Annotated in this window: 22 protein-coding genes; 10 read left to right on the top strand and 12 right to left on the bottom strand. The window is 70.6% G+C overall.

Annotated elements, in window-relative coordinates:
• Window positions 1-3 precede the first annotated feature (3 nt).
• Both ACFVYR_RS17505 and ACFVYR_RS17500 read right to left on the bottom strand, forming a co-directional pair.
• Window positions 4-804: a PepSY domain-containing protein gene (locus tag ACFVYR_RS17505; protein ID WP_384262362.1), complete on the bottom strand. Its 801-nt coding sequence runs from the start codon at window positions 802-804 to the stop codon at window positions 4-6.
• A gap of 1,630 nt (window positions 805-2,434) precedes the next feature.
• Window positions 2,435-2,764 carry an LAETG motif-containing sortase-dependent surface protein gene (locus ACFVYR_RS17500; protein ID WP_384259869.1) on the bottom strand — a complete coding sequence of 110 codons (330 nt, stop codon included), beginning with the start codon at window positions 2,762-2,764 and terminating at the stop codon, window positions 2,435-2,437.
• A gap of 110 nt (window positions 2,765-2,874) precedes the next feature.
• Here ACFVYR_RS17500 and ACFVYR_RS17495 point away from each other — a divergent pair, with 110 nt between their 5' ends.
• The 4 genes from ACFVYR_RS17495 (at window position 2,875) to ACFVYR_RS17480 (ending at window position 8,922) form a co-directional block, all read left to right on the top strand.
• Complete coding sequence (locus ACFVYR_RS17495; protein WP_384259871.1) at window positions 2,875-3,246, top strand: hypothetical protein; 372 nt, start codon at window positions 2,875-2,877, stop codon at window positions 3,244-3,246.
• Between the two features lie 258 nt (window positions 3,247-3,504).
• Window positions 3,505-4,770 carry an Ig-like domain-containing protein gene (locus ACFVYR_RS17490; protein ID WP_384259874.1) on the top strand — a complete coding sequence of 422 codons (1,266 nt, stop codon included), beginning with the start codon at window positions 3,505-3,507 and terminating at the stop codon, window positions 4,768-4,770.
• 221 nt (window positions 4,771-4,991) lie between these two features.
• On the top strand, window positions 4,992-8,342 hold the full coding sequence (locus ACFVYR_RS17485) for a S8 family serine peptidase (protein WP_384259876.1): 3,351 nt from the start codon (window positions 4,992-4,994) through the stop codon (window positions 8,340-8,342).
• Between the two features lie 127 nt (window positions 8,343-8,469).
• On the top strand, window positions 8,470-8,922 hold the full coding sequence (locus ACFVYR_RS17480; RefSeq protein ID WP_384259879.1) for an ASCH domain-containing protein: 453 nt from the start codon (window positions 8,470-8,472) through the stop codon (window positions 8,920-8,922).
• A 37-nt stretch (window positions 8,923-8,959) separates the two neighbouring features.
• On the opposite strand, the gene ACFVYR_RS17475 is transcribed toward ACFVYR_RS17480, so the two are convergent.
• The gene (locus ACFVYR_RS17475; RefSeq protein ID WP_384259881.1) at window positions 8,960-9,352 is read right to left on the bottom strand and encodes a VOC family protein; all 393 of its coding nucleotides are present in this window, start codon (window positions 9,350-9,352) and stop codon (window positions 8,960-8,962) included.
• Between the two features lie 246 nt (window positions 9,353-9,598).
• Complete coding sequence (locus ACFVYR_RS17470; RefSeq protein ID WP_384259883.1) at window positions 9,599-10,651, bottom strand: NAD(P)-dependent alcohol dehydrogenase; 1,053 nt, start codon at window positions 10,649-10,651, stop codon at window positions 9,599-9,601.
• Window positions 10,652-10,789: 138 nt separating this feature from the next.
• On the opposite strand from ACFVYR_RS17470, the gene ACFVYR_RS17465 reads away from it, so the two are divergent.
• On the top strand, window positions 10,790-11,674 hold the full coding sequence (locus ACFVYR_RS17465) for a helix-turn-helix domain-containing protein (RefSeq protein ID WP_384259885.1): 885 nt from the start codon (window positions 10,790-10,792) through the stop codon (window positions 11,672-11,674).
• Window positions 11,675-11,753: 79 nt separating this feature from the next.
• Window positions 11,754-12,170, top strand: coding sequence for a helix-turn-helix domain-containing protein (locus ACFVYR_RS17460; protein ID WP_384259888.1), 417 nt, complete (start codon window positions 11,754-11,756; stop codon window positions 12,168-12,170).
• Between the two features lie 28 nt (window positions 12,171-12,198).
• Here the strand turns inward: ACFVYR_RS17460 and ACFVYR_RS17455 are convergent, their stop codons facing one another.
• From ACFVYR_RS17455 to ACFVYR_RS17440, 4 genes are all read right to left on the bottom strand, one after another.
• The gene (locus tag ACFVYR_RS17455) at window positions 12,199-12,807 is read right to left on the bottom strand and encodes a ClpP family protease (protein WP_384259890.1); all 609 of its coding nucleotides are present in this window, start codon (window positions 12,805-12,807) and stop codon (window positions 12,199-12,201) included.
• 22 nt (window positions 12,808-12,829) lie between these two features.
• Window positions 12,830-13,489, bottom strand: a complete 660-nt coding sequence (locus ACFVYR_RS17450; RefSeq protein WP_384259893.1) for a ClpP family protease — start codon at window positions 13,487-13,489, stop codon at window positions 12,830-12,832.
• 143 nt (window positions 13,490-13,632) lie between these two features.
• Window positions 13,633-14,337 carry a peptide-methionine (S)-S-oxide reductase MsrA gene (gene msrA, locus ACFVYR_RS17445; protein WP_384259895.1) on the bottom strand — a complete coding sequence of 235 codons (705 nt, stop codon included), beginning with the start codon at window positions 14,335-14,337 and terminating at the stop codon, window positions 13,633-13,635.
• Window positions 14,338-14,412: 75 nt separating this feature from the next.
• The gene (locus ACFVYR_RS17440) at window positions 14,413-15,531 is read right to left on the bottom strand and encodes a hypothetical protein (RefSeq protein WP_384259898.1); all 1,119 of its coding nucleotides are present in this window, start codon (window positions 15,529-15,531) and stop codon (window positions 14,413-14,415) included.
• A gap of 101 nt (window positions 15,532-15,632) precedes the next feature.
• Here ACFVYR_RS17440 and ACFVYR_RS17435 point away from each other — a divergent pair, with 101 nt between their 5' ends.
• Entirely contained in the window at window positions 15,633-16,787 is a 1,155-nt protein-coding gene (locus ACFVYR_RS17435; protein WP_384259901.1) for a cystathionine gamma-synthase, read from the top strand.
• A 3-nt stretch (window positions 16,788-16,790) separates the two neighbouring features.
• Here the strand turns inward: ACFVYR_RS17435 and ACFVYR_RS17430 are convergent, their stop codons facing one another.
• The 3 genes from ACFVYR_RS17430 to ACFVYR_RS17420 form a co-directional block, all read right to left on the bottom strand.
• Window positions 16,791-17,045: a hypothetical protein gene (locus tag ACFVYR_RS17430; protein ID WP_384259903.1), complete on the bottom strand. Its 255-nt coding sequence runs from the start codon at window positions 17,043-17,045 to the stop codon at window positions 16,791-16,793.
• On the bottom strand, window positions 17,042-17,524 hold the full coding sequence (locus ACFVYR_RS17425) for a sigma factor-like helix-turn-helix DNA-binding protein (protein WP_384259906.1): 483 nt from the start codon (window positions 17,522-17,524) through the stop codon (window positions 17,042-17,044). Before ACFVYR_RS17425 ends, ACFVYR_RS17430 begins: the two co-directional genes overlap by 4 nt.
• Window positions 17,525-17,588: 64 nt before the next feature.
• A complete protein-coding gene (locus ACFVYR_RS17420; protein WP_384259909.1) occupies window positions 17,589-18,107 on the bottom strand; it encodes a MarR family winged helix-turn-helix transcriptional regulator in 519 nt (172 codons plus the stop codon).
• A gap of 157 nt (window positions 18,108-18,264) precedes the next feature.
• Between ACFVYR_RS17420 and ilvA the strand changes: the two genes are divergently transcribed.
• The 3 genes from ilvA to ACFVYR_RS17405 all read left to right on the top strand — a co-directional run bounded on the left by ilvA (window position 18,265) and on the right by ACFVYR_RS17405 (window position 21,543).
• A complete protein-coding gene (ilvA, locus tag ACFVYR_RS17415) occupies window positions 18,265-19,494 on the top strand; it encodes a threonine ammonia-lyase (protein ID WP_384259912.1) in 1,230 nt (409 codons plus the stop codon).
• Between the two features lie 187 nt (window positions 19,495-19,681).
• Window positions 19,682-20,689: an ATP-binding cassette domain-containing protein gene (locus ACFVYR_RS17410; protein ID WP_384259915.1), complete on the top strand. Its 1,008-nt coding sequence runs from the start codon at window positions 19,682-19,684 to the stop codon at window positions 20,687-20,689.
• A complete protein-coding gene (locus tag ACFVYR_RS17405; protein WP_384259918.1) occupies window positions 20,686-21,543 on the top strand; it encodes an ABC transporter permease in 858 nt (285 codons plus the stop codon). Before ACFVYR_RS17410 ends, ACFVYR_RS17405 begins: the two co-directional genes overlap by 4 nt.
• Window positions 21,544-21,650: 107 nt before the next feature.
• On the opposite strand, the gene greA is transcribed toward ACFVYR_RS17405, so the two are convergent.
• Window positions 21,651-22,148, bottom strand: coding sequence for a transcription elongation factor GreA (gene greA, locus ACFVYR_RS17400; RefSeq protein WP_384259920.1), 498 nt, complete (start codon window positions 22,146-22,148; stop codon window positions 21,651-21,653).
• Window positions 22,149-22,305: the final 157 nt, after the last annotated feature.

Raw genomic sequence — 22,305 nt, 5'->3', positions numbered from 1 at the left:
ACGTCAGTCGCGGTCGACGTGCTCGCGGGTGATCTTGCCCTTGACCGCGTCGATGTCGAAGTCGGTCTTGTTCCAGTCATCGGTGACGACGTCGACGGACCAGACGACGCCCCCGCTGTCGTTGTCGTCCAGGCTGACGGAGGTGACGGTGCCCTTCTTCTTGTCCGTGGCCACCTTCGCGGCCTGCTGCGCCGTCTGCTTGCTGCGGGAGAGCCAGTTGGCCGTCTCGCGCTTGTCGTCGGCGTCCTGGTCCTTGTCGGGCATGGAGCTGATCACCTTGCCGGAGGCCGCGTCGATGCGGACCTTGTGCACGGTGCCGTCCTTCTCGGCCACCTCGGCGACCCACTGCGGGGTGCCGGCGCGTGCGCTGGTGCTGCTGCTCGGGCTGCTGCTCGCACTCGCACTCGCACTCGCGCTTGCGCTACCGCTGGGGCTCGCGCTCGCGCGGTCGCCGTCGTGGTCGTCGTCGTCCACGCCGTCCAGGTCGAGGTCGGTCAGCTTGCCGCCCGGCACCTTGTCCAGCGCCGTCTCGGCGGCCTTGCTGTAGGTGACCTTGGTGGCACCGAGTAGCGCCTTGCGCTCCTTCTGGTCCTCCGTGAGGGACGCCTTGTCGGTGGCGCTGCTGGTCGGGGAGGCCGCCTCCTTCGCCGCGCCGGAGGGCGCCGAGGCGGATGTCTTGCTGTTGTCGTCCCCGCAGCCCGTCACCAGGGCGGCCGATGCGACGATGGCGCAGACGGTGCCGACGAGACGGACGCGGCGGACGCGGGGGATTCCGGGCTTCATGTGCCGGGGCTCGAATCTCATAACCGCATGCCTAGCCACCGTCCCGGCCGCCCATGTTGCCGAGGGCCAAGGGTCACCCGATCGACCGGCGAGAGAGGGAATCCGTGGGCTCCTGCTGCCCTGATGAGCGGGGTGCGGGGCCCGGTGAGTACGCGTACTCGTCCCGCCGCGCGGGCCCCGGGGCGAAGCCGTCCCCGCGAACGTCACCCGAAACATCCTCCCTGCCGAACTGGCCGACTGGCCGGTCTGCGGGTACGTTGCCTGGCCGGGGTCAGTCGTGGTGGGCCGGTGTCTTTGGGGGTGGGCGGGGGCGTCCGGGGTTTTGCGGAGTGTGGCGGTTCCGGGCCGGGAGTAAAGGGCGCTCCGCTGCGCTGCGCGTCGGCTGCGCCGATGTCCCTTCGGGCCACCCTTGACTCCCGTCCCTCCACCGCACGTTGACTGTGACCCGGACGCCCAGGGGTGGGGCCGCCGGGGGGTGTGGGATGGGTCATTCCCTTTGCCTGCCGGGTGCGGCCCGGTCCAACGCGAGCGCACGCTACGGCCCCGGCTCGGCTGCCCCAGCGGCATCGCCGCTCGGGCCATCCCCCCTCGCCGCCGGGTGCGGCCCGGTCCAACGCGAGCGCACGCTACGGTCATGGCGCGGCTGCCCCTGCGGCCTCGCCGCTCGGGCCACCACCTCTCGCTGCCGGGTGCGGATCGGCCCATCGTGAATCACCGTCACGCGCCCGGGGTGCTGCCCAACGCTCGGGTCGCTGCCCGGTCCGGCACCTACTTTGGGAAAGTTGCGAAGCGATCCGCCGCGCGCCCCCCTGTCGCGCCCCGCACGCCCCGCCCGTCTCGGATACGCGACCTATCGCCCGGGGGGCGGCATCAACTTTCGCTAAGTTGCGAAGCAGTCCGTCGCGCGCCCCCCTGACGCGCCCCGCGCGCCGCCTCGTGCGCCTCGGCAGACTCCCATCCGGGGCGGCGCATTGGGAGTGAAGAGGGGGCGCGCGGGGACTCCATTCGCAACTTTCCCAAAGTAGGTGCCCCGGCGGAGCGGCAGGCGACCGACCGACCGATGAATGGTCTGACCGAGCGCGACCCTGGCGGCCGCCCACGATGGGCCGGTCCGCACCCGGCAGCGATGGCTGATGGCCCGAGCGGCTGGGCCGCTGAGGCAGCCGAGCCCGGACCGTAGCGTGCGCTCGCGTTGGGCCGGGCCGCACCCGGCAGCGCAAGGGAATGGCCCGAGCGGCGATGCCGCCGGGGCAGCCGCGCCCCGACCGTGACGTCGGCCCACGTTGGACCGGTCCGCACCCGGCAGCGCGAGGGGATGGCCCGAGCGGCGACGCCGCTGGGGCAGCCGAGCCCCGACCGTGACGTCGGCTCGCGTTGGACCGGGCCGCACCCGGCAGGCAAAGGGAATGACCCATCCCAGCCCCCCCCGGCGGCCCCACCCCTGGGCGTCCGGGTCACAGTCAACGTGCGGTGGAGGGACGGGAGTCAAGGGTGGAGCGCAGCGGAATCGGCGAAGCCGACGCGACCGCAGGGAGCGCCCTTTACTGCCGGCCCGGAACCGCCACACTCCGCACAACCCCGGACGCCCCCGCCCACCCCCAAAGACACCGGCCCCCCCGTGGGACCGCGCGGGGCGGTGCATCGCACGGGGTCAGTACGCCGCCTCGCCCTCCGCCCGCTCCCTGCGTACCGAGAAGACCACGAAGGCCGCCCCCAGCCCGAGGAACGCCGTCCCCCCGACCACGTAGGGGGTCGTGTCGAAGCCACCCGTCTCCGCGAGGCGGGGCGCGGAGGCCGCGGTGGCCTCGTGGTGGGGTGCGGTCGAGGTAGCGGACGAGGTCGCCGCCGACGTCGCGGGGCGGGTGTCGCGGGGGGCGTCGTGCGACGTCGGCGACGTCGCGTTCGCGGAGGGGACGAAGCACAGGGCACCGAGAACGGCTCCGGCGGCGGCTGTGGTCAGCAACGATCGGCGTGCGGACACGGAATCGGATCCCCCTTGTGGCGCTGGCGAATTGGCCGTGTGGGGCGATGCTAATGAAAGGTGCGGGTCGCGGGAAAGTCGCGAGGTGACGGGGCCGTACGCTCCGTCGTATGAGTGGAGACGAGACATCACGCTTTGTACGGCTGCGAGTCGAAATGGTCGTCGAGGTGGCTGACGCCGGGAAGGTGACCTCGGCCGCGCTCGGCCGCATCGCCGAGGACGAGCAGATGCCCACCGAGGAGCGCGCGCACGCGGAGAGCGCCGTCCAGGAGGACGTCGCCGAGGCGATCGCCTACCTCGTGGACCCCTTCGACCTGGTCAGCGAGGTGCCCGGCACCGAACTCAGCCAGGCCTCGTGGAGCAGCGAAATGATCGACTACGACCCCGATTCGCCGGACTGGGAGACGGACGAGGACGATGGGGATGATGGGGACGACGAGGATGCGGGTGGCCGGGGTGGACGGGGTGGCGCGCTGTCGTAGGGCCAGTCGGGATTGAAGAATCCGGAATCGGGAACCCCGGGCAGCAACCGCCGCCCGGGGTTCAGTCGTCTCACCGTGCACGGTGGTCGACGGGAGAAAGACGAGTAGTCGGTCCAGATCGGTCCAGTACCGCGAACGTGGTGTTCCCCACACTCTTCGCGATAGTGGAACGGGACGAACCGGGCAGGACGTTATGCGGGGTTGCGGGGGACCCTCGGGGGTTGACTTGGGGATTCGGCAACTATGGAGATGCGTGTGATGACGGACAGTAGGCGCCGCAGGACCGGGCGTGGACGCAAGGGCGTCGCGGCCGTGTCCGCCCTCGTGGGCGGCGTGCTCGTGCTCTCGGCGTGCAGCAGCGACGACGGTGACAAGGCTTCGGGCGGCAAGGAGTCGCAGAACCAGGTCGACGAGGCGGCCGCCAAGAAGACCTCCGTCGCCCAGATCGCGATCGCCCCGAAGAACGGCTCCGACAACGCAAGCATCAACAGCGCGGCCAAGGTCACCGTCAGCAAGGGCACGCTCACGGACGTGACGATGACGCCGGCCGACGGCGGCGCGCCCGTCAAGGGGCAGATAGCTGCGGACAAGAAGAGCTGGAAGCCCGTCGGCCAGCTGGAGCGCGCCACCAGGTACAAGATCTCGGCGACCGCCCAGGACTCCGAGGGCCGCAAGGCGCACGAGAACTCGTCCTTCACGACCGTCTCGAAGGCCAACAGCTTCATCGGGAACTTCACGCCCGAGGACGGCTCCACGGTCGGCGTCGGTATGCCCGTGTCGATCAACTTCGACAAGGGGATCACTAACAAGAAGGAGGTCCAGTCCGCCGTCAAGGTGTCCTCCGACAGCGGGCAGGAGATCGTCGGGCACTGGTTCGGCAACAACCGCCTGGACTTCCGACCCCAGGACTACTGGAAGGGCAACTCCACCGTCACGCTGAAGATGAACCTCGACGGCGTCGAGGGTGCCGACGGCGTCTACGGCGTGCAGCAGAAGACCGTCCAGTTCAAGATCGGGCGCAACCAGGTCTCCATCGTCGACGCCAAGACGAAGCAGATGAAGGTCACGCGGGACGGCAAGGTCGTGAAGACCATCCCGATCTCCGCGGGCTCGCCGCAGAACAAGACGTACAACGGCAAGATGGTGATCTCCGAGAAGTTCAAGGAGACCCGCATGGACGGCGCGACCGTCGGTTTCAAGGACGGCGACGGCAAGGGCGAGTACGACATCAAGGACGTGCCGCACGCCATGCGCCTGTCGAACTCCGGCACGTTCATCCACGGCAACTACTGGGGTTCGCCCTCCATCTTCGGCGGCGCCAACACCAGCCACGGCTGCATCGGCCTCCAGGACGCCAAGGGCGCGGGCGACAAGAGCACCCCGGGTTCCTGGTTCTACGAGAACTCCATCACCGGTGACGTCGTCGACGTCCGCAACACCGGTGACAAGGTCGTCGCCCCGGACAACGGCCTCAACGGCTGGAACATGGACTGGGCCCAGTGGAAGGCCGGCTCCGCCGTCTGACCGCTGTGCCGGATCCCGCCGTTCGACGCTGACGCATGTCGTACGAGAGCGGCCCGCACCCCCGACGGGGTCCGGGCCGCTTTTTGGCGTTCCGCGATGGTTTTCGGCCGCACAACTCCCCACTTCCGCCCCACTGTTGAGCAGCTGTTCCCCCCTCGGCATACTTCGACCTCCGAGGGGCGGGAGCCCCTTTACCTCCAGGGGGAGACTTGCACAGACAAGTGAAGAGAGCGTACGGGGCGGGGATCGCCACGGCGGTCGCCGTGGCCCTCGCGGCGGGCATGACCAGCCCGGCCACCGCGACACCGGCCACGGGGGGAACCGGCAACGGGGCACAGGCCACCGGTGGACCGGCCACCGCGGGACAGGCCCGCACGACCCACGTCACCCTGATCACCGGCGACCGCGCCGTCCTCGACCCCACGGGCCGCGTGATCGGCCTCGACCGGGCCAAGGGACGCGAACACATACCCGTACAGGTACGGCGCACCGGCGGGCACACCCTGCTGATACCCGCCGACGCGCGCCGCCTGCTGTCCGACGGAAAGATCGACCCGCGGCTGTTCGACGTCACCGAGCTGAACAAGAAGCGCAACCGCGCGGTGCAGAAGAAGGGCCTTCGGGTCATCGTCGGCTACAAGGGCGCCGCGGACACCGCCAAGGCCGACGTCCGCGCCGCCGGTGACACCACGGTCCGCAGGACCCTGAAGTCGCTGAACGCCGACGCCGTCGCCACACCCAAGCGCGACGCGGCCGACCTGTGGGCCGCGCTCACCAGCGGCAAGGGCGCGACCCGCACCACCGCGTCCGGCATCGGCCACATCTGGTTCGACGGGGTCCGCAGGGCCAGCCTCGACAAGAGCGTCAAGCAGATCGGCGCCGACAAGGCCTGGGCCGCCGGGTACGACGGCAAGGGCGTCAAGATAGCCGTCCTGGACACCGGCGTCGACGCCACCCACCCGGACCTCAAGGACCAGGTGATCGCCGAGAAGAACTTCTCGCAGTCGGCCGACGCCAAGGACCGCTACGGCCACGGCACCCACGTCGCGTCCATCGCGGCCGGCACGGGCGCCAAGTCGGGCGGCAAGTTCAAGGGCGTCGCACCCGGCGCCAAGCTGCTCAACGGCAAGGTCCTCGGCGACGACGGATACGGCGACGACTCCGGCATCATCGCCGCCATCGACTGGGCGGCCGCCGAGGGCGCCGACGTCGTCAACCTCAGCCTCGGCGGCGGTGACACCCCCGGTGTCGACCCCCTCGAAGCGCAGGTCGACAAGGTCTCCAAGGACAAGGGCATCCTCTTCGCGATCGCCGCGGGCAACGACGGCGAGCCCGGCTCCGTCGGCTCGCCCGGCAGCGCGGACGCCGCCCTGACCGTCGGCGCGGTCGACGACAACGACAAGCTGGCGGACTTCTCCAGCCAGGGCCCGCGCGTCGGTGACGGCGCGATCAAGCCCGACGTGACCGCGCCCGGCGTGGACATCACGGCCGCCGCGGCGCCCGGCTCCGTCATCGAGCGGGAGGTCGGCCAGAAGCCCGAGGGCTATCTGACGATCTCCGGTACGTCGATGGCGACCCCGCACGTCGCGGGCGCCGCCGCCCTGCTCAAGCAGCAGCACCCCGACTGGAAGCAGCCCGAGCTCAAGGGCGCGCTCACCGGCTCCACCAAGGGCGGCGCGTACACGGCGTTCCAGCAGGGCTCGGGCCGTATCGCCGTCGACAGGGCCATCAAGCAGACGGTGATCGCGGACCCGGTGTCGGTGAGCTTCGGTACGCAGCAGTGGCCGCACGCCGACGACAAGCCGGTCACCAAGAAGGTGACGTACCGCAACCTCGGCAAGAACGACGTCACCCTCGACCTGACGGCGACCGCCACCGACCCGAAGGGCCGTCCGGCCCCGACCGGATTCTTCACGCTCGGCGCGAAGAAGGTCACCGTCCCCGCGGGCGGCACCGCCTCCGTCGACGTGACCGCCGACTCCCGTCTCGGCGGCACGGTCGACGGCGCGTACTCCGCGTACATCACGGCGAAGGGCGGCGGCCAGTCGGTGCGCACCGCGGCCGCGGTGATGCGCGAGGTGGAGTCGTACGACCTCACGCTGAAGTTCATCGGGCGCGACGGGCAGCCGACCAAGACGTATGACGTCTACCTCCAGGGAATCATGGGCCTGGCCAAGGGCCAGGGCCTGACGCCGTACGACCCGTCCGGCACCGTCAAGGTGCGCGTGCCCAAGGGCAGTTACGTCCTCGACTCGGACATCGCGGTCGACCCGCAGGACTTCTCCAAGGGCAACGACTGGATGTACCAGCCGAAGCTCGACATCACCAAGGACGCGACGGTGACGGTCGACGCGCGGACCGCGAAGCCGGTCGACGTCACGGTGCCCTCGGCCGACGCCAAGAGCGTGCTCGCCTCGCCCGACTACACGGTGGAGACCCCGGACCTGGCCACCGGCTTCGGCTGGCTGCTCGACGGGTACGAGAACTTCCGCACCGGCGCCCTCGGCGCCGCCCCGACCGGCGTCAAGCTCACCCAGCAGTGGGCGTCCGTCTGGGCCCAGGGCGACAGCGCCGAGTACGACACCGTCGCGGGCGGCCCGGTGAGGCAGCTGGCCACCGGCTACACCAAGCACTACAGGACGAGCGAGCTGGCCACGGTCAAGGCCGGTCTCGGCGCGTCCACGCGGGGCAAGACCGGTTCGCTGCGCGCGTACGGCGTCCTGTCCGATGACTACGGCTCCGCGTCCGTCTCCCTCCCGAACAAGCTGCCCACCACCCGCACGTTCCACGTCTCCACGGGGGACAAGGTGAAGTGGGGCATGGAGTTCGAGCAGAACGGCCCGGACGACGAGCAGGGCTTCCCGACGGTCGAGGCGAGCTACTCGCTGGGCGCCCCGCAGACCTTCAAGGCGGGCCAGAGCTACGGGAAGACGTTCAACACGGCCGTGTTCGGCCCGCGCATCGGCGGCGAGTACGGCGTCTACCGGCGGGGCAACGGCATCGTGGGTCGCCTCCCGGTGTTCGCGGACGGTCAGACGCACGTGGGTTCCTCGGTGTTCTCCTCGGTGAAGTCGACGCTGTACCGCAACGGCACCAGAATCGGGGAGAACGAGGACCCGCTGACCGGCCAGAAGCCGTTCAAGGTGCCGGCGGGCGACGCCGCGTACCGGCTGACGACGTCCGTGAAGCGCAGCGTCACGATCGGCGCGGCCACCACGCGCGTCGACGCGAGCTTCTCGTTCCGTTCCAAGAAGGCGGACAACGCGAGGCTGCCCGTCTCCGCGGCGCGGTTCAGGCCGGCGGTCGACCTGTGGAGCAGGGCGGAGGCGGACAAGAAGCAGTCCGTGCCGGTCGAAGTCCTCGGCTCGGCGGCCGGTGCCAACCTCAAGTCCCTCGCCGTGTACGTCTCGTACGACTACGGCCAGACCTGGAAGAAGGTCACGGTAAGCAACGGGAAGATCTCCGTGAAGAACCCGGCGAAGAACAAGGCGATCTCGTTCCACGCCAAGATCGCGGACAAGAAGGGCAACAAGTCGACGTTGTCGATCTACAACGCGTACTACGGCAAGTGAGCGTGTGGTTCTGATGTTCTGAAGATCTGAGCGGAATGTCGGCTCGGGTGCGGCGCCGGTGGGACCGTCGATCACGTATCGCCGGAACCCGTCGGCGCCGTGTCGTTACTGTGCCTCCATGGCCCCCATGACGAATATCCCACCGGACGCGTCCGACCCCGCCCCCCTGCCCACGGCAGGGTTCGGCTTCCCGGGACCGCTGCGCGACCAGCTCGTCGCCGCCGTCCTCGACGGGTCCAAGACCTCGACGACGGGGCTCGTCGTCGACTACGAGCACGAGGGCGAGCCGCTGCCGGTGGTGGGGGAGCGCGCGATCGTCGTCGACTCCGACGAACGTCCCGTGGGGATCATCGAGACGACGGAGGTCCGCGTCGTGCCGCTCGCCGACGTGGACCTCGCGCATGCCGTGGACGAGGGCGAGGGGTACACGAGTGTGACCCAATGGCGCGTACAGCACGAGGAGTTCTGGCACGGCGCCGAGATGCGCGCGGCGCTCGGGGACCCCGGCTTCACCGTCGACGACACGACGCCCCTCGTCCTCCAGCGCTTCCGGCTCGTGGCCGACCTGCGGGAGGAATGACCGTCCGCGCTCCGCTGCTCGGGTTCCTGGGGCAGGGTCAGCCCGCGCTGCCGTAGGGCCTGGTGATGATCTCCAGGACGTGGCCGTACGGGTCGTCCCAGTAGACGCCGCGGCCACCGTCGTTCGTGTTGATCTGCTGGGCGTGCTTGTGCTGCGGGTCGGCCCAGTAGGGGAGGCCGCGCTCCTCGATGCGCCCGAAGATCGTGTCGAACTCGTCCTCGGAGACGAGGAAGGCGTAGTGCTGCGGCGTGAGCGGGGCGCCGTCGCCGGGCGCGTCGTAGAAGTCGAGGGTCACGCCGTTGGGGATCTCCACCGGGATGAACGGGCCGTACTGGGGACTCACCTCGAGCCCCAGGATCTCCGCGAGGAACCGGGCTGACGCCTCCTTGTCCTCGGCGGCGACGATGGTGTGGTTCAGCTCGATCGACATCGTGGAACCTCCTGACCGGCACGGGTTGGTGAGGACCACGCTAGGTGCGGGCGGCGGATGCCGGATCGGTCCCGGGGACCGGAGTGCGGTGCGCCATCGGGACTAGGACGCCGGACGCCGGACCTCAGACGCCGGACGCCGGACGCCGGACCCCGGACCCCGGACCCCGGACCCCCGGATATGCCGAAGGCCGGCCGGGTGCGGTCCCGGCCGGCCTTCGGCAGCGTTCGATCAGGTTCGCACCGCTCAGATCGTCGCCGTGTCGATCACGAAGCGGTACCGCACGTCGCTGGCGAGCACCCGCTCGTACGCCTCGTTGATCTGGTCGGCGCGGATCAGCTCGATCTCCGAGCCCAGGTTGTGCTCCGCGCAGAAGTCGAGCATCTCCTGCGTCTCCTGGATGCCGCCGATCATGGAGCCCGCGAGGGTCTTGCCGCCGGCGATCACCGAGAAGAGGTTGAGGGAGACCGGCTCCTCCGGGGCGCCGACGTTCACGAAGGCGCCCTCCGAGCGCAGCAGGCCCAGGTACTTGTCCAGCGGGAGCGGCGCGGAGACCGTCGAGAGGATCATGTCGAAGGAGCCCGCGAGCTGCTCGAACGTGGCCTCGTCGCTGGTCGCGTAGTAGTGCTCGGCGCCCAGGCGCAGGCCGTCGTCCTTCTTGCGCAGGGACTGGGAAAGGACGGTCACCTCGGCGCCCATGGCGTGCGCGATCTTGACGGCCATGTGGCCGAGCCCGCCGAGACCCACCACGGCGACCTTCTTGCCGGGGCCCGCGTTCCAGCGCCGCAGCGGGGAGTACGTGGTGATGCCGGCGCACAGCAGCGGCGCGGCCACGTCCAGGGAGATCCCCTCGGGGATGCCGACGGTGAACGCCTCGTCGACGACGATGTGCGTGGAGTAGCCGCCGTAGGTCGGCTCGCCGTCCTTGCCGAGACCGTTGTACGTCGGGATGTTGCCCTTGACGCAGTACTGCTCCAGGCCCGCCTTGCAGTTCTCGCACTCGCGGCAGGAGTCGACCATGCAGCCGACGCCGACGCGGTCGCCCACGGCGAACTTGGTGACACCGGGGCCGACCTCCGCGACGACTCCGGCGATCTCGTGGCCGGGCACCATCGGGTAGATGCCCTCGCCCCAGCCGTCACGGGCCTGGTGGATGTCCGAGTGGCAGATCCCGGCGTACTTGATGTCGATCAGGACGTCGAACTCGCCGACGGCGCGGCGCGGCACGGTGGTCCGCTCCAGGGGCGCCTCGGGGGCGGGAGCGGCGTAGGCGGAAACGGTGGTGATCTGCTCAGTCATGTCATCGAGGCTGCCAGTGACCTGCGCGTTCGCCCAGACACCCGTTCTGCCTACGACCACTGTGCCTACCACTGGCGGGGTCAGGCTCAGGGACGTACGCGCCTGGATACGGGAAGGCGAGCCTGGATACTGGGAAGCATGGACGAGAATCCCGCGCTCCTCGACAGTCGGGCGGAGCTGAGTGAGTTCCTGCGCACCCGCAGGGCACGGCTGCAGCCCCAGGACGTGGGTCTGCCGGACTTCGGGCGGCACCGCAGGGTGCCCGGTCTGCGCCGCGAGGAGCTCGCCCAGCTCGCCGGGGTCTCCGTCGCGTACTACACCCGGCTGGAGCAGGGCAACGGCCGCAACGTCTCGGGGGAGGTGCTCGACGCCATCGCGCGCGCCCTGCGCCTCACCGACGCCGAGCACGCCCACCTGACGCGCCTCGCGAAGCCGAAGGCCCTCAAGAAGAAGCGGGCGGTGCGCCAGCAGCACATGCGGCCCGCGCTCCAGCAGCTCCTGGACACCATCCAGACCGTGCCCGCGTACGTGGTGGGCCGCCGCACGGACATCCTCGGCTGGAACGCGCTCGCCGCCGCGCTCTTCGGCGACTGGGGACGGCTCGCGCCGGCCGACCGGAACTGGGCGCGGTTCTGCTTCCTCGACCCGCGCTCGCGCGACCTCTTCGTGGACTGGGACCAGAAGGCGTCGGACATCGTCAGCTACCTGCGCATGGACGCGGGCTGCTACCCCAACGACCCCGAGCTGTCCGCTCTCGTCGGTGAACTCTCCGTGAAGAGCGAGGAGTTCAGGGGGCTGTGGGCCACGCACGACGTCAGGGAGAAGGGGCACGGCGTCAAGCACCTGCACCATCCGCTGGTGGGGGACCTGACGCTGTCGTTCGAGACGTTGAAGCTGCCGGACGACTGCGACCAGTCCCTGTTGATGTACCACGCGGAGCCGGACTCGGCGTCGGCGCAGGGGCTGCGGCTGCTGGCCAGCTGGGGCCGGGACGCGTCGTCGGTGGGCTCGGCGCCGAAGTAGCGCGCCGTGAGCCGGGATTTCGCGCCCGGCGGAACGCCGCGTGCTGCCCACGCGACGGTGCGGATCCTAGGCTGGGGGAGTGAGCAGCCACGAGGCACAAGAGCCGCAGAAGTCGCAGAAGTCGCCGGGGCGCGAGCAGCCGCTTCGGCCGAGCGCGGTCCGCGTGATCCCTCTGCGCCCCCCGGGCAAGGAGGCCACGGAGGCCAAGGAGCCTCTCTGGCGGGACATCGTCGGCGATGTCCTGCGCCGCGAGCGCCTGGCCCAGGAACGCACGCTCAAGGACGTGGCGGACGCCGCCCGGATCTCCATGCCCTACCTCTCCGAGCTGGAGCGCGGCCGCAAGGAAGCCTCGTCCGAGGTCCTCGCGGCCGCCGCCCGCGCACTCGGCCTTGGCCTGCCGGACCTGCTGTCCCTGGCCCAGACGCGGCTGGCCGGCCTTCCCCGCGCGAGGCCGGCCAGGGCGTCGTACCAGGCAGAGGTCCGACTGGCGGCCTGAGAGCCTGTGTCACCGCCTGCCGCCGCCCTCAAGCGGCGGCGGGCAGCTTCCGCCGGCTGAGCACCTGGTCGGCGAGCCCGTACGCGACGGCCTCCTGCGCGGTGAAGACCTTGTCGCGGTCCATGTCGGCGCGCAGGGTGGCCACGTCGTGGCGCGTGTGGTGGGCGAGGACCTCCTCGACCTGCGAGCGGATCCGCAGCATCTCCTTGGCCTGGAGGCTGAGGTCGGAGACGGTCCCCTGCTGCCCGCGGCTGGCGGGCTGCCCGAGCAGTACGCGGGCGTGGTCGAGGATGAACCGCCGCCCCGGATCGCCGCCTGCGAGCAGTACGGCGGCCGTGGAGGCGGCCTGGCCGACGCAGAACGTCGAGATGGGCGCGGTCACGAAGCTCATGGTGTCGTAGATCGCCATGAGTGAGGTGAAGGAGCCGCCCGGTGAGTTGATGTAGATGGCGACCTCGCGGTCCGGCGCGGACGACTCCAGGTGGAGCAGTTGCGCGATGACGACGTTGGCGACCCCGTCGTCGATCTCCGTCCCGAGGAAGATGATGCGCTCGGAGAGCAGCCGGCTGTAGATGTCGTACGCCCGCTCGCCCTGCGGAGTGCGCTCGACGACGGTGGGAATCGTGTACTGACTCATGCTGTCCAGTCCCCTCGTTCTCTCAGATTCCCAGGCCGATACGCCGCTTCGACCCCGCGGGCCGCACGTCGTCGAGGGACTCGACGACGTGGTCGACCATCCCGTACTCCTTGGCCTGCTCGGCGGTGAACCAGCGGTCGCGGTCACCGTCGCGCGAGATGGTCTCCTCGCTCTGCCCGGTGTGCTCGGCGGTGATCCGCTCGATGGCCCGCTTCGTGAACTCCAGGTTCTCCGCCTGGATGGCGATGTCGGCGGTGGTGCCGCCGATGCCGGCGGACGGCTGGTGCATCATGATCCGCGCGTTGGGCAGCGCGAACCGCTTGCCCGCGGTCCCCACGCTCAGCAGGAACTGCCCCATGCTCGCGGCGAAGCCCATGGCGAGGGTCGCCACGTCGTTCGGGATGAGCCGCATCGTGTCGTAGATGGCGAGCCCGGCGGTGACGGAGCCGCCGGGGCTGTTGATGTACAGACTGATGTCGGTCTTCGGGTCCTCCGCCGACAGCAACAGCATCTGCGCGCAGACGCGGTTGGCGGAGACCTCGTCGACCTGCGTCCCGAGGAACACGATCCGCTGATTGAGCAGCTGCGCGGCCAGATGGTCGTCGTACCGCGAGGGAACGGTCTCCCCGTCCTCCCCCCGCGGCCGCGCCACCGTGTCCCACCCACTGTCGAGCCCTGCCATCACGCCTCCAGAAAGTCCGGCGGCCACCAACGCCGCGCCGTGACTTCACTGTTGCCCCTGGCGGGCACCGGTGTCAGCGATCTCGGCTTGCGGCAGATTCGCTGAGGGCAGAGGGGGTCATCACCAGGGGGAGCGCGGGCGCCTCAGCTCTCGGTCGGTGCGGGTGCGATCCCCGTCGGGCAGGCGCGGCCCCAGTTCGTCTCCGAGGGGGCGTCCAGGGTGGCGCCCGTGCCGCCGATGCCGCAGTAGCCGTCCGGGTTCTTGTCCAGGTACTGCTGGTGGTACGGCTCCGCGGGCCACAGCGGGCGGGGTTCCGCGGGGAGCACTGTCGTCGTGATCGTGCCGTAGCCCGCGGCGGTCAGGACCTGCTGGTAGGCCTCCAGGGACGCTGTCGCCGCCTCCGTCTGGGCGGGGGAGTGGGTGTAGATCGCCGAGCGGTACTGCGTGCCCACGTCGTTGCCCTGGCGGAAGCCCTGCGTGGGGTTGTGGGACTCCCAGAACAGCTTCAGGAGTGCGGCGTACGAGACCTTCGAGGGGTCGAAGACGACGCGGACCGCCTCCGTGTGGCCCGTCAGGCCGGAGCAGACCTCTTCGTAGGAGGGGTTCTCGGTGTAGCCGCCCTGGTAGCCGACGTAGGTCGTCCAGACGCCCTCCGTCTGCCAGAACTTGCGCTCGGCGCCCCAGAAGCAGCCGAGGGCGAAGTCGGCGACCTCCAGGCCGGCGGGGTAGGGGCCGAGCAGCGGGTTGCCGAGGACCGTGTGGCGGGAGGGGACCTCGAATTCCGGGGTGGCCCGGCCCTTCAGGGCCTGCTCGGGGGTGGGGAGCTCGGGCGTGCGGCCGAAGATCATGCGGGTCTCTCCTCGTGCGGGACAGGGGGTTGCGGGGGCTGTTCCGTCAACGTGCGGGTGCGGCCACGCATTCCGTCAGTGCGGCAGCGTCGCCGGGCTGCCGCCGTTCGCCTCGTAGCCGGCGACGGCCAGCGCGCGGTAGACCGCGTACCCCTCGGCCGGGTCCTCGGTCAGCGTCCAGGGCAGGGCGCCGACGTGGCCGTCCACGTGCACGAGCTGGCTCATGGCCTCGCCCCAGCGCTCGCTGCGGACCAGGAAGAAGACCAGGAGGTGACGGACGTGCGCCAGCATCGGGTCGTCCGGGCGCGCGGCGTGCACCGCGAAGAGGGCGCCCTCGACGGCCTTGGTGACGACCTCGCTCTCGTAGAAGCCGCGGACCAGGTTGACCTCGGGGAGGTGCTCGTAGACCGCGAAGAGGGGGAGCGCGGCGAGCAGCGAGCCCCGGGGGGCACGCGCCGCGGCGGCCTCCGCGAAGCCGTACGCGAGGTCGCGGGAGCCGTGCCACTTCTCGCACCAGTAGTGCAGCGCCGCGAGGTGCGCGCCCATGTGTGCGGGCGCGCGGTCCAGGATCTTCAGCCACAGCTGCTCGAACTCCTCGCGGGAGTACGAGAGTCCGCGCGCGATGGAGAGCTCGATGATGTACGGGACGGGGTCGCCGGGGGAGAGCAGCGCCGCCTGCCCGCACGCCTGTCGGGCCTCCTCCAGAATGATCCGGAACTCGTCCGTCCCCTGGACCGCCGTGCGCCACGCCTGCTGGACGAGGAACTCCGCGTGCACCGCGGCCCCGCCCGCGTCCTTCGGCGCCTCGGCACGCCAGACCCGCAGCCACTGCCCGCCGGGGCTGTCGCTGACGCCGCCGGGCCGGTGCTGCAGTTCGAGGGAGGCCGCGCCCGCGAAGGCCTGCACGCGCTGCCACCGCCGCTCGCCGTGCGTCTCCGTGCCCGCGAGGAGCTGCGAGGCCGCCTTCCACTCCTGGGTGCGCTGCACGAGGTCGAGGACTTCGAGGAGGTCGGCGTCCGGTCCCGGCATGCGGATGTCCAGCTCCTCCTGGCGCAGGAAGCCGTAGTTCTCCGGGTCCGCGGCGTCCGGCGAGCCCGGGGCCACCTGCCGGATTCCGCCGCGCCTGCGCAGCAGTACGGGCCCGAGGACCGCACCGATCATGATCACCGCGAACAGGAACCAGAGAATCTCCATGGCACAAGCGAACCAGACGCGTCGGACAATTGGCGAACCCGCCGGGGCGTACCCGGACCGACCCGGCGGAAGGTCCCGGTCGCGCACTACGCTCAGGCCGTATGAGTGACTCGCACAGCACGCAGAGCTTCGAGACCGTGGCGATCCACGCGGGCAACACCGCCGATCCCCTCACCGGCGCCGTGGTCCCGCCCATCTACCAGGTGTCGACCTACAAGCAGGACGGGGTGGGGGGCCTGCGCGGCGGCTATGAGTACAGCCGCAGCGCCAACCCGACGCGCACCGCCCTGGAGGAGAACCTGGCCGCACTGGAGGGCGGCCGCCGCGGGCTCGCCTTCGCGTCCGGCCTCGCGGCCGAGGACTGCCTGCTCCGTACGCTGCTCGCCCCCGGCGACCACGTCGTCATCCCCAACGACGCGTACGGCGGCACCTTCCGGCTCTTCGCCAAGGTCGTCTCGCGGTGGGGCGTGGACTGGTCGGTGGCCGACACCTCCAACCCCGAGGCGGTGCGGGGAGCACTGACCGACCGTACGAAGGCGATCTGGGTGGAGACCCCCTCCAACCCGCTGCTCGGCATCACCGACATCGCGGCCGTCGCGCAGGTCGCCCGCGAGGCCGGGGTGCGCCTCGTCGTCGACAACACCTTCGCGAGCCCCTACCTCCAGCAGCCGCTGGCGCTCGGCGCGGACGTCGTCGTGCACTCCATGACGAAGTACATGGGCGGCCACTCGGACGTCGTGGGCGGCGCGCTCGTCGTGGGCGACGCGGAGCTCGGCGAGGAGCTGGCGTACCACCAGAACGCGATGGGAGCCGTCGCGGGCCCGTTCGACGCCTGGCTGGTGCTGCGCGGCATCAAGACCCTCGCGGTGCGCATGGACCGGCACAGCGAGAACGCCACCAAGGTCACCGAGATGCTGACCCGGCACGCGCGCGTGTCGCAGGTTCTCTACCCGGGCCTTCCGGAGCACCCCGGTCACGAGGTCGCCGCCAAGCAGATGCGGGCGTTCGGCGGGATGGTGTCGTTCCGGGTGGAGGGCGGCGAGGAGGCGGCCGTCGAGGTCTGCAACCGCGCCGGCCTTTTCACTCTCGGCGAGTCCCTCGGCGGCGTCGAGTCCCTGATCGAGCACCCGGGCCGGATGACGCACGCATCGGTCGCGGGCTCGGCCCTTGAGGTCCCCGCGGACCTCGTGCGCCTCTCCGTGGGCATCGAGTCGGCCGACGACCTCGTCGCCGACCTGCAGCAGGCGCTGGGTTAACCCCTATCCCCAGCGGGTCAGGGGTGGAGTCGTGTCCGACGGCGGCTCCACCCACGGCCGGGCCAGCGAGGCCCACACGATGAACGCCACGGCGGCGGCGAACAGCAGCGTCCAGAACAGCCGCCGCACCGCCGTACGGCGCCGCAGGAGCCTGCTGCCGCGCCGCACCGCGTCCTCGAGGAGTTCGGGCGGCACGACGGGCGCCGTGCCCTCCAGGAGGCGCCGGACCGCCTGCTCCTTGCGCTCGTACTGGCTCATGACGGCGCCGGACCGCTCAGCGCCCTCGACGGCGCGGGTCCGCGCCGCGGGTGCAGGACCGTCGCCGTCGCGCGGGCGCAGATCACCGAGACCCGCTCCGCGGGCAGCCCGAGCAGCGCGGCCGTCTGCTCCTCCGCGACGCCTTCGTACACCCGCAGGACGAGGATCAGCCGCTCCTGGGGGCTGAGCCCGGCGAGGATCCCGCCGTGGCCGCGGTGGCGGCGCCAGGCGCCGCGTCCGAAGCGGATGGCCAGCTGCTGGCGGGCGTGGTCGTACGGGTCCTCGCCGCGCAGCCGGTCCCACGTCGCGTACGTGTGCGCGAGGGCGCCGGTCAGCAGGACGCGCGCGCGTGGGTTGTCGTCCGGGGGCTCGGCGGTGAGCAGGGTCGCGGCATGCAGGAGCCGCCCTGCCGCGCCCGCGACGAACGCCTCGAACTCCCGGGCACGGCGGGCGCTGAGCAGCGCCTGCCGATCTCGCACCACGCCTCCCGGCCGGAGGGAAGGAGGATCCCGGTCTCATATGAGGCCAGACGCGGGGCCGGGGTCAAGACTCCGGAGTGGCCGGAACTTCTCCCGCGGGTGACGTCTGTGACGTCTGACGCGCCGAGAGGGCGGAATTGAAGCGTGTGAGGAGCGCGCAGAAGCTCTCGCGCTCCTCCGGGGCCCACTCCTGCGTCAGCTCGGCCATCAGCTCGCGGCGCGAGGAGCGCACCTCGTCGAGTCTGGCCTGGCCGCGCGGCGAGAGCTGGAGGACCACGGCGCGGCCGTCCTCCGGGTGCGAGGTGCGCTTGACGAGCCCGGTGTCGACCAGCGGGGCGACCTGCCGGGTGACCGTCGAGGAGTCGATGCCCATGCTCGCGGCAAGCGCCTTGACACCCATCGGGCCTTCCTTGTCGAGCCGGTTGAGCAGCAGATACGCGGCGCGGTCCATGGAGTTGCGGACCTGGCCTACACCGCCGAGGCGGGTCTGCTCCGCACGGCGGGCGAAGACCGCCACCTGGTGCTGGAGGCTGTCCAGGAGGCCGGGGTCGCTGGCGGTCGTCATGTCCGGAGTTGTGGGCATGGCCGGGGGCTCACTTCATGCGAGGGCGATGGGTTGGGGGACAGGGTACGCGGCTGAGGCCCGTACCGTACCTGCGCTGCGAAAACCTACGGGGAGAACGGTCTCGTCCCTTGGTCGTCGCAGGAGGATCCGGGCCTCGGCTGCAAGACTTGCGGACATGAGCTACCGCACGCCTGACTCCTTGCCGAAGGTCACCCTCGACGATGTGCGCGGCGCGCAGAAGATGCTCTCCGGAGTGGCCCGGACGACCGCGCTGGAGGGCAGCAGGCACCTGTCGGGACTGGTCGGCGCCCCCGTGCACCTCAAGTGCGAGAACCTCCAGCGGACCGGTTCCTTCAAGCTCCGCGGCGCGTACGTGCGGATCGCGGGCCTGCTCCCCGAGGAGCGCGCCGCCGGTGTCGTCGCCGCGAGCGCGGGCAACCACGCGCAGGGCGTGGCGCTCGCCTCCTCGCTGCTCGGGGTGGCCTCCACGGTCTTCATGCCGGCCGGGGCGCCGCTGCCCAAGGTCGCGGCGACCAGGGAGTACGGGGCGCAGGTGCGGCTGCACGGCCAGGTGGTCGACGAGACGCTGGCCGCCGCGCAGGAGTACGCGCGCGAGACGGGCGCCGTCTTCATCCACCCCTTCGACCACCCGGACATCATCGCGGGGCAGGGCACGGTCGGCCTGGAGATCCTGGAGCAGTGCCCCGAGGTGCGCACGGTCGTCGTCGGTGTCGGGGGCGGCGGCCTTGCGGCGGGCATCGCGGTCGCGGTCAAGGCGCTGCGCCCGGACGTGAAGGTGGTCGGCGTGCAGGCGGCGGGTTCCGCGGCCTATCCGCCCTCGCTGGCCGCCGGGCGCCCCGTGGCGATCGAGAATCCGGTGACGATGGCCGACGGCATCAAGGTCGGGCGCCCAGGCGACGTGCCGTTCCGGCTGTTCGCGGAGCTGGTCGACGAGGTCGTCACGGTCTCGGAGGACGAGCTCTCCAGCGCCCTGCTGCTCTGCCTGGAGCGGGCCAAGATGGTCGTGGAGCCGGCCGGGGCCAGTCCGGTGGCGGCCCTGCTGAGCGCTCCGAAGGCGTTCGAGGGGCCGGTGGTTGCGCTGCTGTCGGGCGGCAACGTCGATCCGCTCCTGATGCAGCGGATCCTGCGGCACGGCATGTCGGCGGCGGGCCGCTACCTCTCGCTGCGGCTGCGCCTGACCGACCGCCCGGGCGCGCTCGCCACGCTCCTCGGGGTGCTGTCGGAGGCGGACGCCAACGTCCTGGACGTGAGTCACGTGCGCACCGATCCGCGGCTGCGGCTCACGGAGGCGGAGGTCGAGCTGCACCTGGAGACGAAGGGGCCCGAGCACTGCGCCGAGGTGGGTGCGGCGCTGCGGGGGACGGGGTACACGATCATCGGGTGAGGGGACCCGGACTTCTTCCGTCGTCCTCGGCTCACTTTCCGTCGTCGGCGACCACTTTGGAAAATCAGCTGAGCGAACGCGATGTATCGCGTTATGGTGTGTCCCGTGTCACCCGATCGCCGGGCGTGCCAGGTCCGGCAAATCTAAACTTTCCGTAGGAAGTCACCCACACCAGGGGAGAACCCACATGCCAGGCGCCATCTACGCCGAAGGTCTGGTGAAGACCTTCGGCGACGTAAGGGCTCTGGACGGCGTCGATCTGGATGTCCCGGAAGGAACCGTTCTCGGCCTCCTCGGGCCGAACGGCGCGGGGAAGACCACGGCGGTCCGCTGTCTGACGACGCTCCTCACGCCGGACAGCGGCAAGGCGGTCGTCGCGGGCATCGACGTGCTCAAACACCCCAACGAAGTCCGGCGTTCGATCGGGCTCTCCGGTCAATTCGCCGCCGTGGACGAGTACCTGACAGGCCGTGAGAACCTCCAGATGGTCGGCCAGCTCTACCAGATGAGGGCCAAGGAGGCCAAAGCCCGGGCGAGCGAGCTGCTCGACCGGTTCAATCTCGCCGACGCCGCCGACCGCCCCTCCAAGACGTACTCGGGAGGCATGCGCCGCCGCCTCGACCTCGCGGCCGCACTCGTCGTATCGCCGCCCGTGATGTTCATGGACGAGCCGACCACCGGCCTCGACCCGCGCAACCGCCAGCAGCTGTGGGAGGTCATCCAGGAGCTCGTCGCGGGCGGCACGACTCTGCTTCTCACCACCCAGTACCTCGAAGAGGCCGACCACCTGGCGCACGACATCTGCGTCGTCGACCACGGCCGCGTCATCGCCCGCGGCACCTCCGACCAGCTCAAGGCCAGGACAGGCGGCGAGCGCGTCGAGGTCGTCGTGCACGACCGCGACCACATCGCCACCGCGGGCGAGGTGCTGCGCGGCTTCGGCAAGGGCGAGGTCGCCGTCGCCGAGCACACGCGCAAGCTGACCGTCCCCGTCACCGGCGGCGCCAAGCTGCTCGCGGAGGTCATCCGTGAACTGGACGCGCGCGGCATCGAGATAGACGACATCGGCCTGCGCCGTCCGACCCTCGACGACGTCTTCATCTCCCTCACCGGACATGCCGCCGAGCAGGCGGACGGGGCCAATGGAGAGGGCGCCGACACCGATCCCCAGCGCAAGGAGGAGGCCGACAAGTGAGCACCGCAACCGACGCCGCGCCCACGGCGGCCCCGAGGCCCGCCGGAGGCATCGGCCAGTCCGTCAGGGACTCCCTGGTCATCGCCCGACGGAACCTCATCCGCATGAGCCGGATCCCCGAGATGGTCCTGTTCGGGCTCATCCAGCCGGTGATGTTCGTGATCCTCTTCACGTACGTCTTCGGCGGATCGATCCAGGTCGGCGGCTCGCTGTCCTCGCAGGACTACCGCAACTTCCTGATGGCGGGCATCTTCGCGCAGACCGTCACCTTCGCCACGGCGGGCGCCGGCGCGGGGATCGCCGACGACATGCACAAGGGCCTCATCGACCGCTTCCGCTCCCTGCCGATGGCGCGGGGCGCGGTCCTCACCGGCCGCACCGTGGCCGACCTGGTGCAGACGGCGCTGACCCTGGTCGTGCTCGCCCTGGTCGCACTCCTCATCGGCTGGCGCACCCACGAGAACTTCGGCAAGGTCCTCGCGGGCTTCGGCCTGCTGCTCCTGCTCGGCTATGCCTTCTCGTGGATCGGCGCCCTGATCGGCCTCTCGGTCCGCACACCGGAGGCGGCGACCTCGGGCGGCCTGATCTGGCTGTTCCCGCTGACGTTCATCTCGAACGCCTTCGTGGACTCCAACAAACTGCCGACGTTCTTCCGGCACATCGCCGAGTGGAACCCGTTCAGCACGACGGTCCAGGCCTGCCGGGAGCTCTTCGGCAACCTGCCGCCGGGCTTCAGGACACCGGACGCGTGGCCCATGCAGCACCCGGTGTGGGCGTCACTGCTGTGGTCCGTGGTGATCCTCGTGGTCTTCCGCACGCTGGCGGTCCGCAAGTACCGCTCGGCGACGGCCTGACCGCACGGGACAGGGGAGCGGGGCAGGACAGGGCCCCCGGCACTCGCGGTGCCGGGGGCCCTGTCCCGTCGTGGAGCTCGAAGCCCGTGTGGAGCTCGAAGAGCGCGCTATGCCTTGTACGGCTTGGCTTCGAGGATCTTGACGGAGGCGAGCTTGCCGTTCGGCAGCTCGTACTCCGCGTTCTCCCCGATCTTCTTGCCGTTCACGCCGGTGCCCAGCGGGGACTGCGGCGAGTACGTCTCGATGTCCGCGCTCGCGTACTCACGGGAGGCGAGCAGGAACGTCACGGTGTCGTCCTCGTCGCCGTCGAAGGCGATGGTCACGACCATGCCCGGCTCCACGACACCGTCGTCGGCGGGCGCCTCGCCGACCCGCGCGGTCTCCAGGAGCTGGGTGAGCTGGCGGACCCGGAGCTCCTGCTTGCCCTGCTCCTCCTTGGCCGCGTGGTACCCGCCGTTCTCGCGCAGGTCGCCCTCCTCACGCGCTGCCGCGATCTTCGCCGCGATCTCGGTGCGCGCGGGACCAGACAGGTACTCCAGCTCGGCCTTGAGCTGGTTGTACGCCTCCTGGGTCAGCCAGGTGACGTTCTCGCTGGTCTGGGTCACAGGTGCTCCTCGTAGGTACTGGGAATACAAAGCATCGCCCTACCCAGAAGGATGTTCCTTCACGGGTGGGCGAAACCACGAGCCTAACAATTCAGCCGCGTCAGGGGGAGGACATAAGCCGTCAGATTTGCGTCAACGCAGGTGAGCGCGGTAAAGC

Origin of the sequence: Streptomyces sp. NPDC058284, from assembly GCF_042881135.1 — a bacterium.
GTDB lineage: Bacteria > Actinomycetota > Actinomycetes > Streptomycetales > Streptomycetaceae > Streptomyces.
The sequence above is the reverse complement of the archived record's forward strand: the minus strand, read 5'-3'. Positions and strand labels throughout refer to the sequence as shown.

Bases quoted from the DNA above. Each gene is read 5' to 3' on its own strand.
- ACFVYR_RS17450 (WP_384259893.1), bottom strand. From the start codon at position 13,489: ATGGCAGGGCTCGACAGTGGGTGGGACACGGTGGCGCGGCCGCGGGGG.
- ilvA (WP_384259912.1), top strand. From the start codon at position 18,265: ATGAGCTACCGCACGCCTGACTCCTTGCCGAAGGTCACCCTCGACGAT.
- ACFVYR_RS17495 (WP_384259871.1), top strand. From the start codon at position 2,875: ATGAGTGGAGACGAGACATCACGCTTTGTACGGCTGCGAGTCGAAATG.
- ACFVYR_RS17465 (WP_384259885.1), top strand. From the start codon at position 10,790: ATGGACGAGAATCCCGCGCTCCTCGACAGTCGGGCGGAGCTGAGTGAG.
- ACFVYR_RS17475 (WP_384259881.1), bottom strand. From the start codon at position 9,352: ATGTCGATCGAGCTGAACCACACCATCGTCGCCGCCGAGGACAAGGAG.
- ACFVYR_RS17470 (WP_384259883.1), bottom strand. From the start codon at position 10,651: ATGACTGAGCAGATCACCACCGTTTCCGCCTACGCCGCTCCCGCCCCC.
- ACFVYR_RS17430 (WP_384259903.1), bottom strand. From the start codon at position 17,045: ATGAGCCAGTACGAGCGCAAGGAGCAGGCGGTCCGGCGCCTCCTGGAG.
- msrA (WP_384259895.1), bottom strand. From the start codon at position 14,337: ATGATCTTCGGCCGCACGCCCGAGCTCCCCACCCCCGAGCAGGCCCTG.
- ACFVYR_RS17505 (WP_384262362.1), bottom strand. From the start codon at position 804: ATGAGATTCGAGCCCCGGCACATGAAGCCCGGAATCCCCCGCGTCCGC.
- ACFVYR_RS17455 (WP_384259890.1), bottom strand. From the start codon at position 12,807: ATGAGTCAGTACACGATTCCCACCGTCGTCGAGCGCACTCCGCAGGGC.
- ACFVYR_RS17440 (WP_384259898.1), bottom strand. From the start codon at position 15,531: ATGGAGATTCTCTGGTTCCTGTTCGCGGTGATCATGATCGGTGCGGTC.
- ACFVYR_RS17410 (WP_384259915.1), top strand. From the start codon at position 19,682: ATGCCAGGCGCCATCTACGCCGAAGGTCTGGTGAAGACCTTCGGCGAC.
- ACFVYR_RS17435 (WP_384259901.1), top strand. From the start codon at position 15,633: ATGAGTGACTCGCACAGCACGCAGAGCTTCGAGACCGTGGCGATCCAC.
- ACFVYR_RS17480 (WP_384259879.1), top strand. From the start codon at position 8,470: ATGACGAATATCCCACCGGACGCGTCCGACCCCGCCCCCCTGCCCACG.
- ACFVYR_RS17490 (WP_384259874.1), top strand. From the start codon at position 3,505: ATGACGGACAGTAGGCGCCGCAGGACCGGGCGTGGACGCAAGGGCGTC.
- ACFVYR_RS17420 (WP_384259909.1), bottom strand. From the start codon at position 18,107: ATGCCCACAACTCCGGACATGACGACCGCCAGCGACCCCGGCCTCCTG.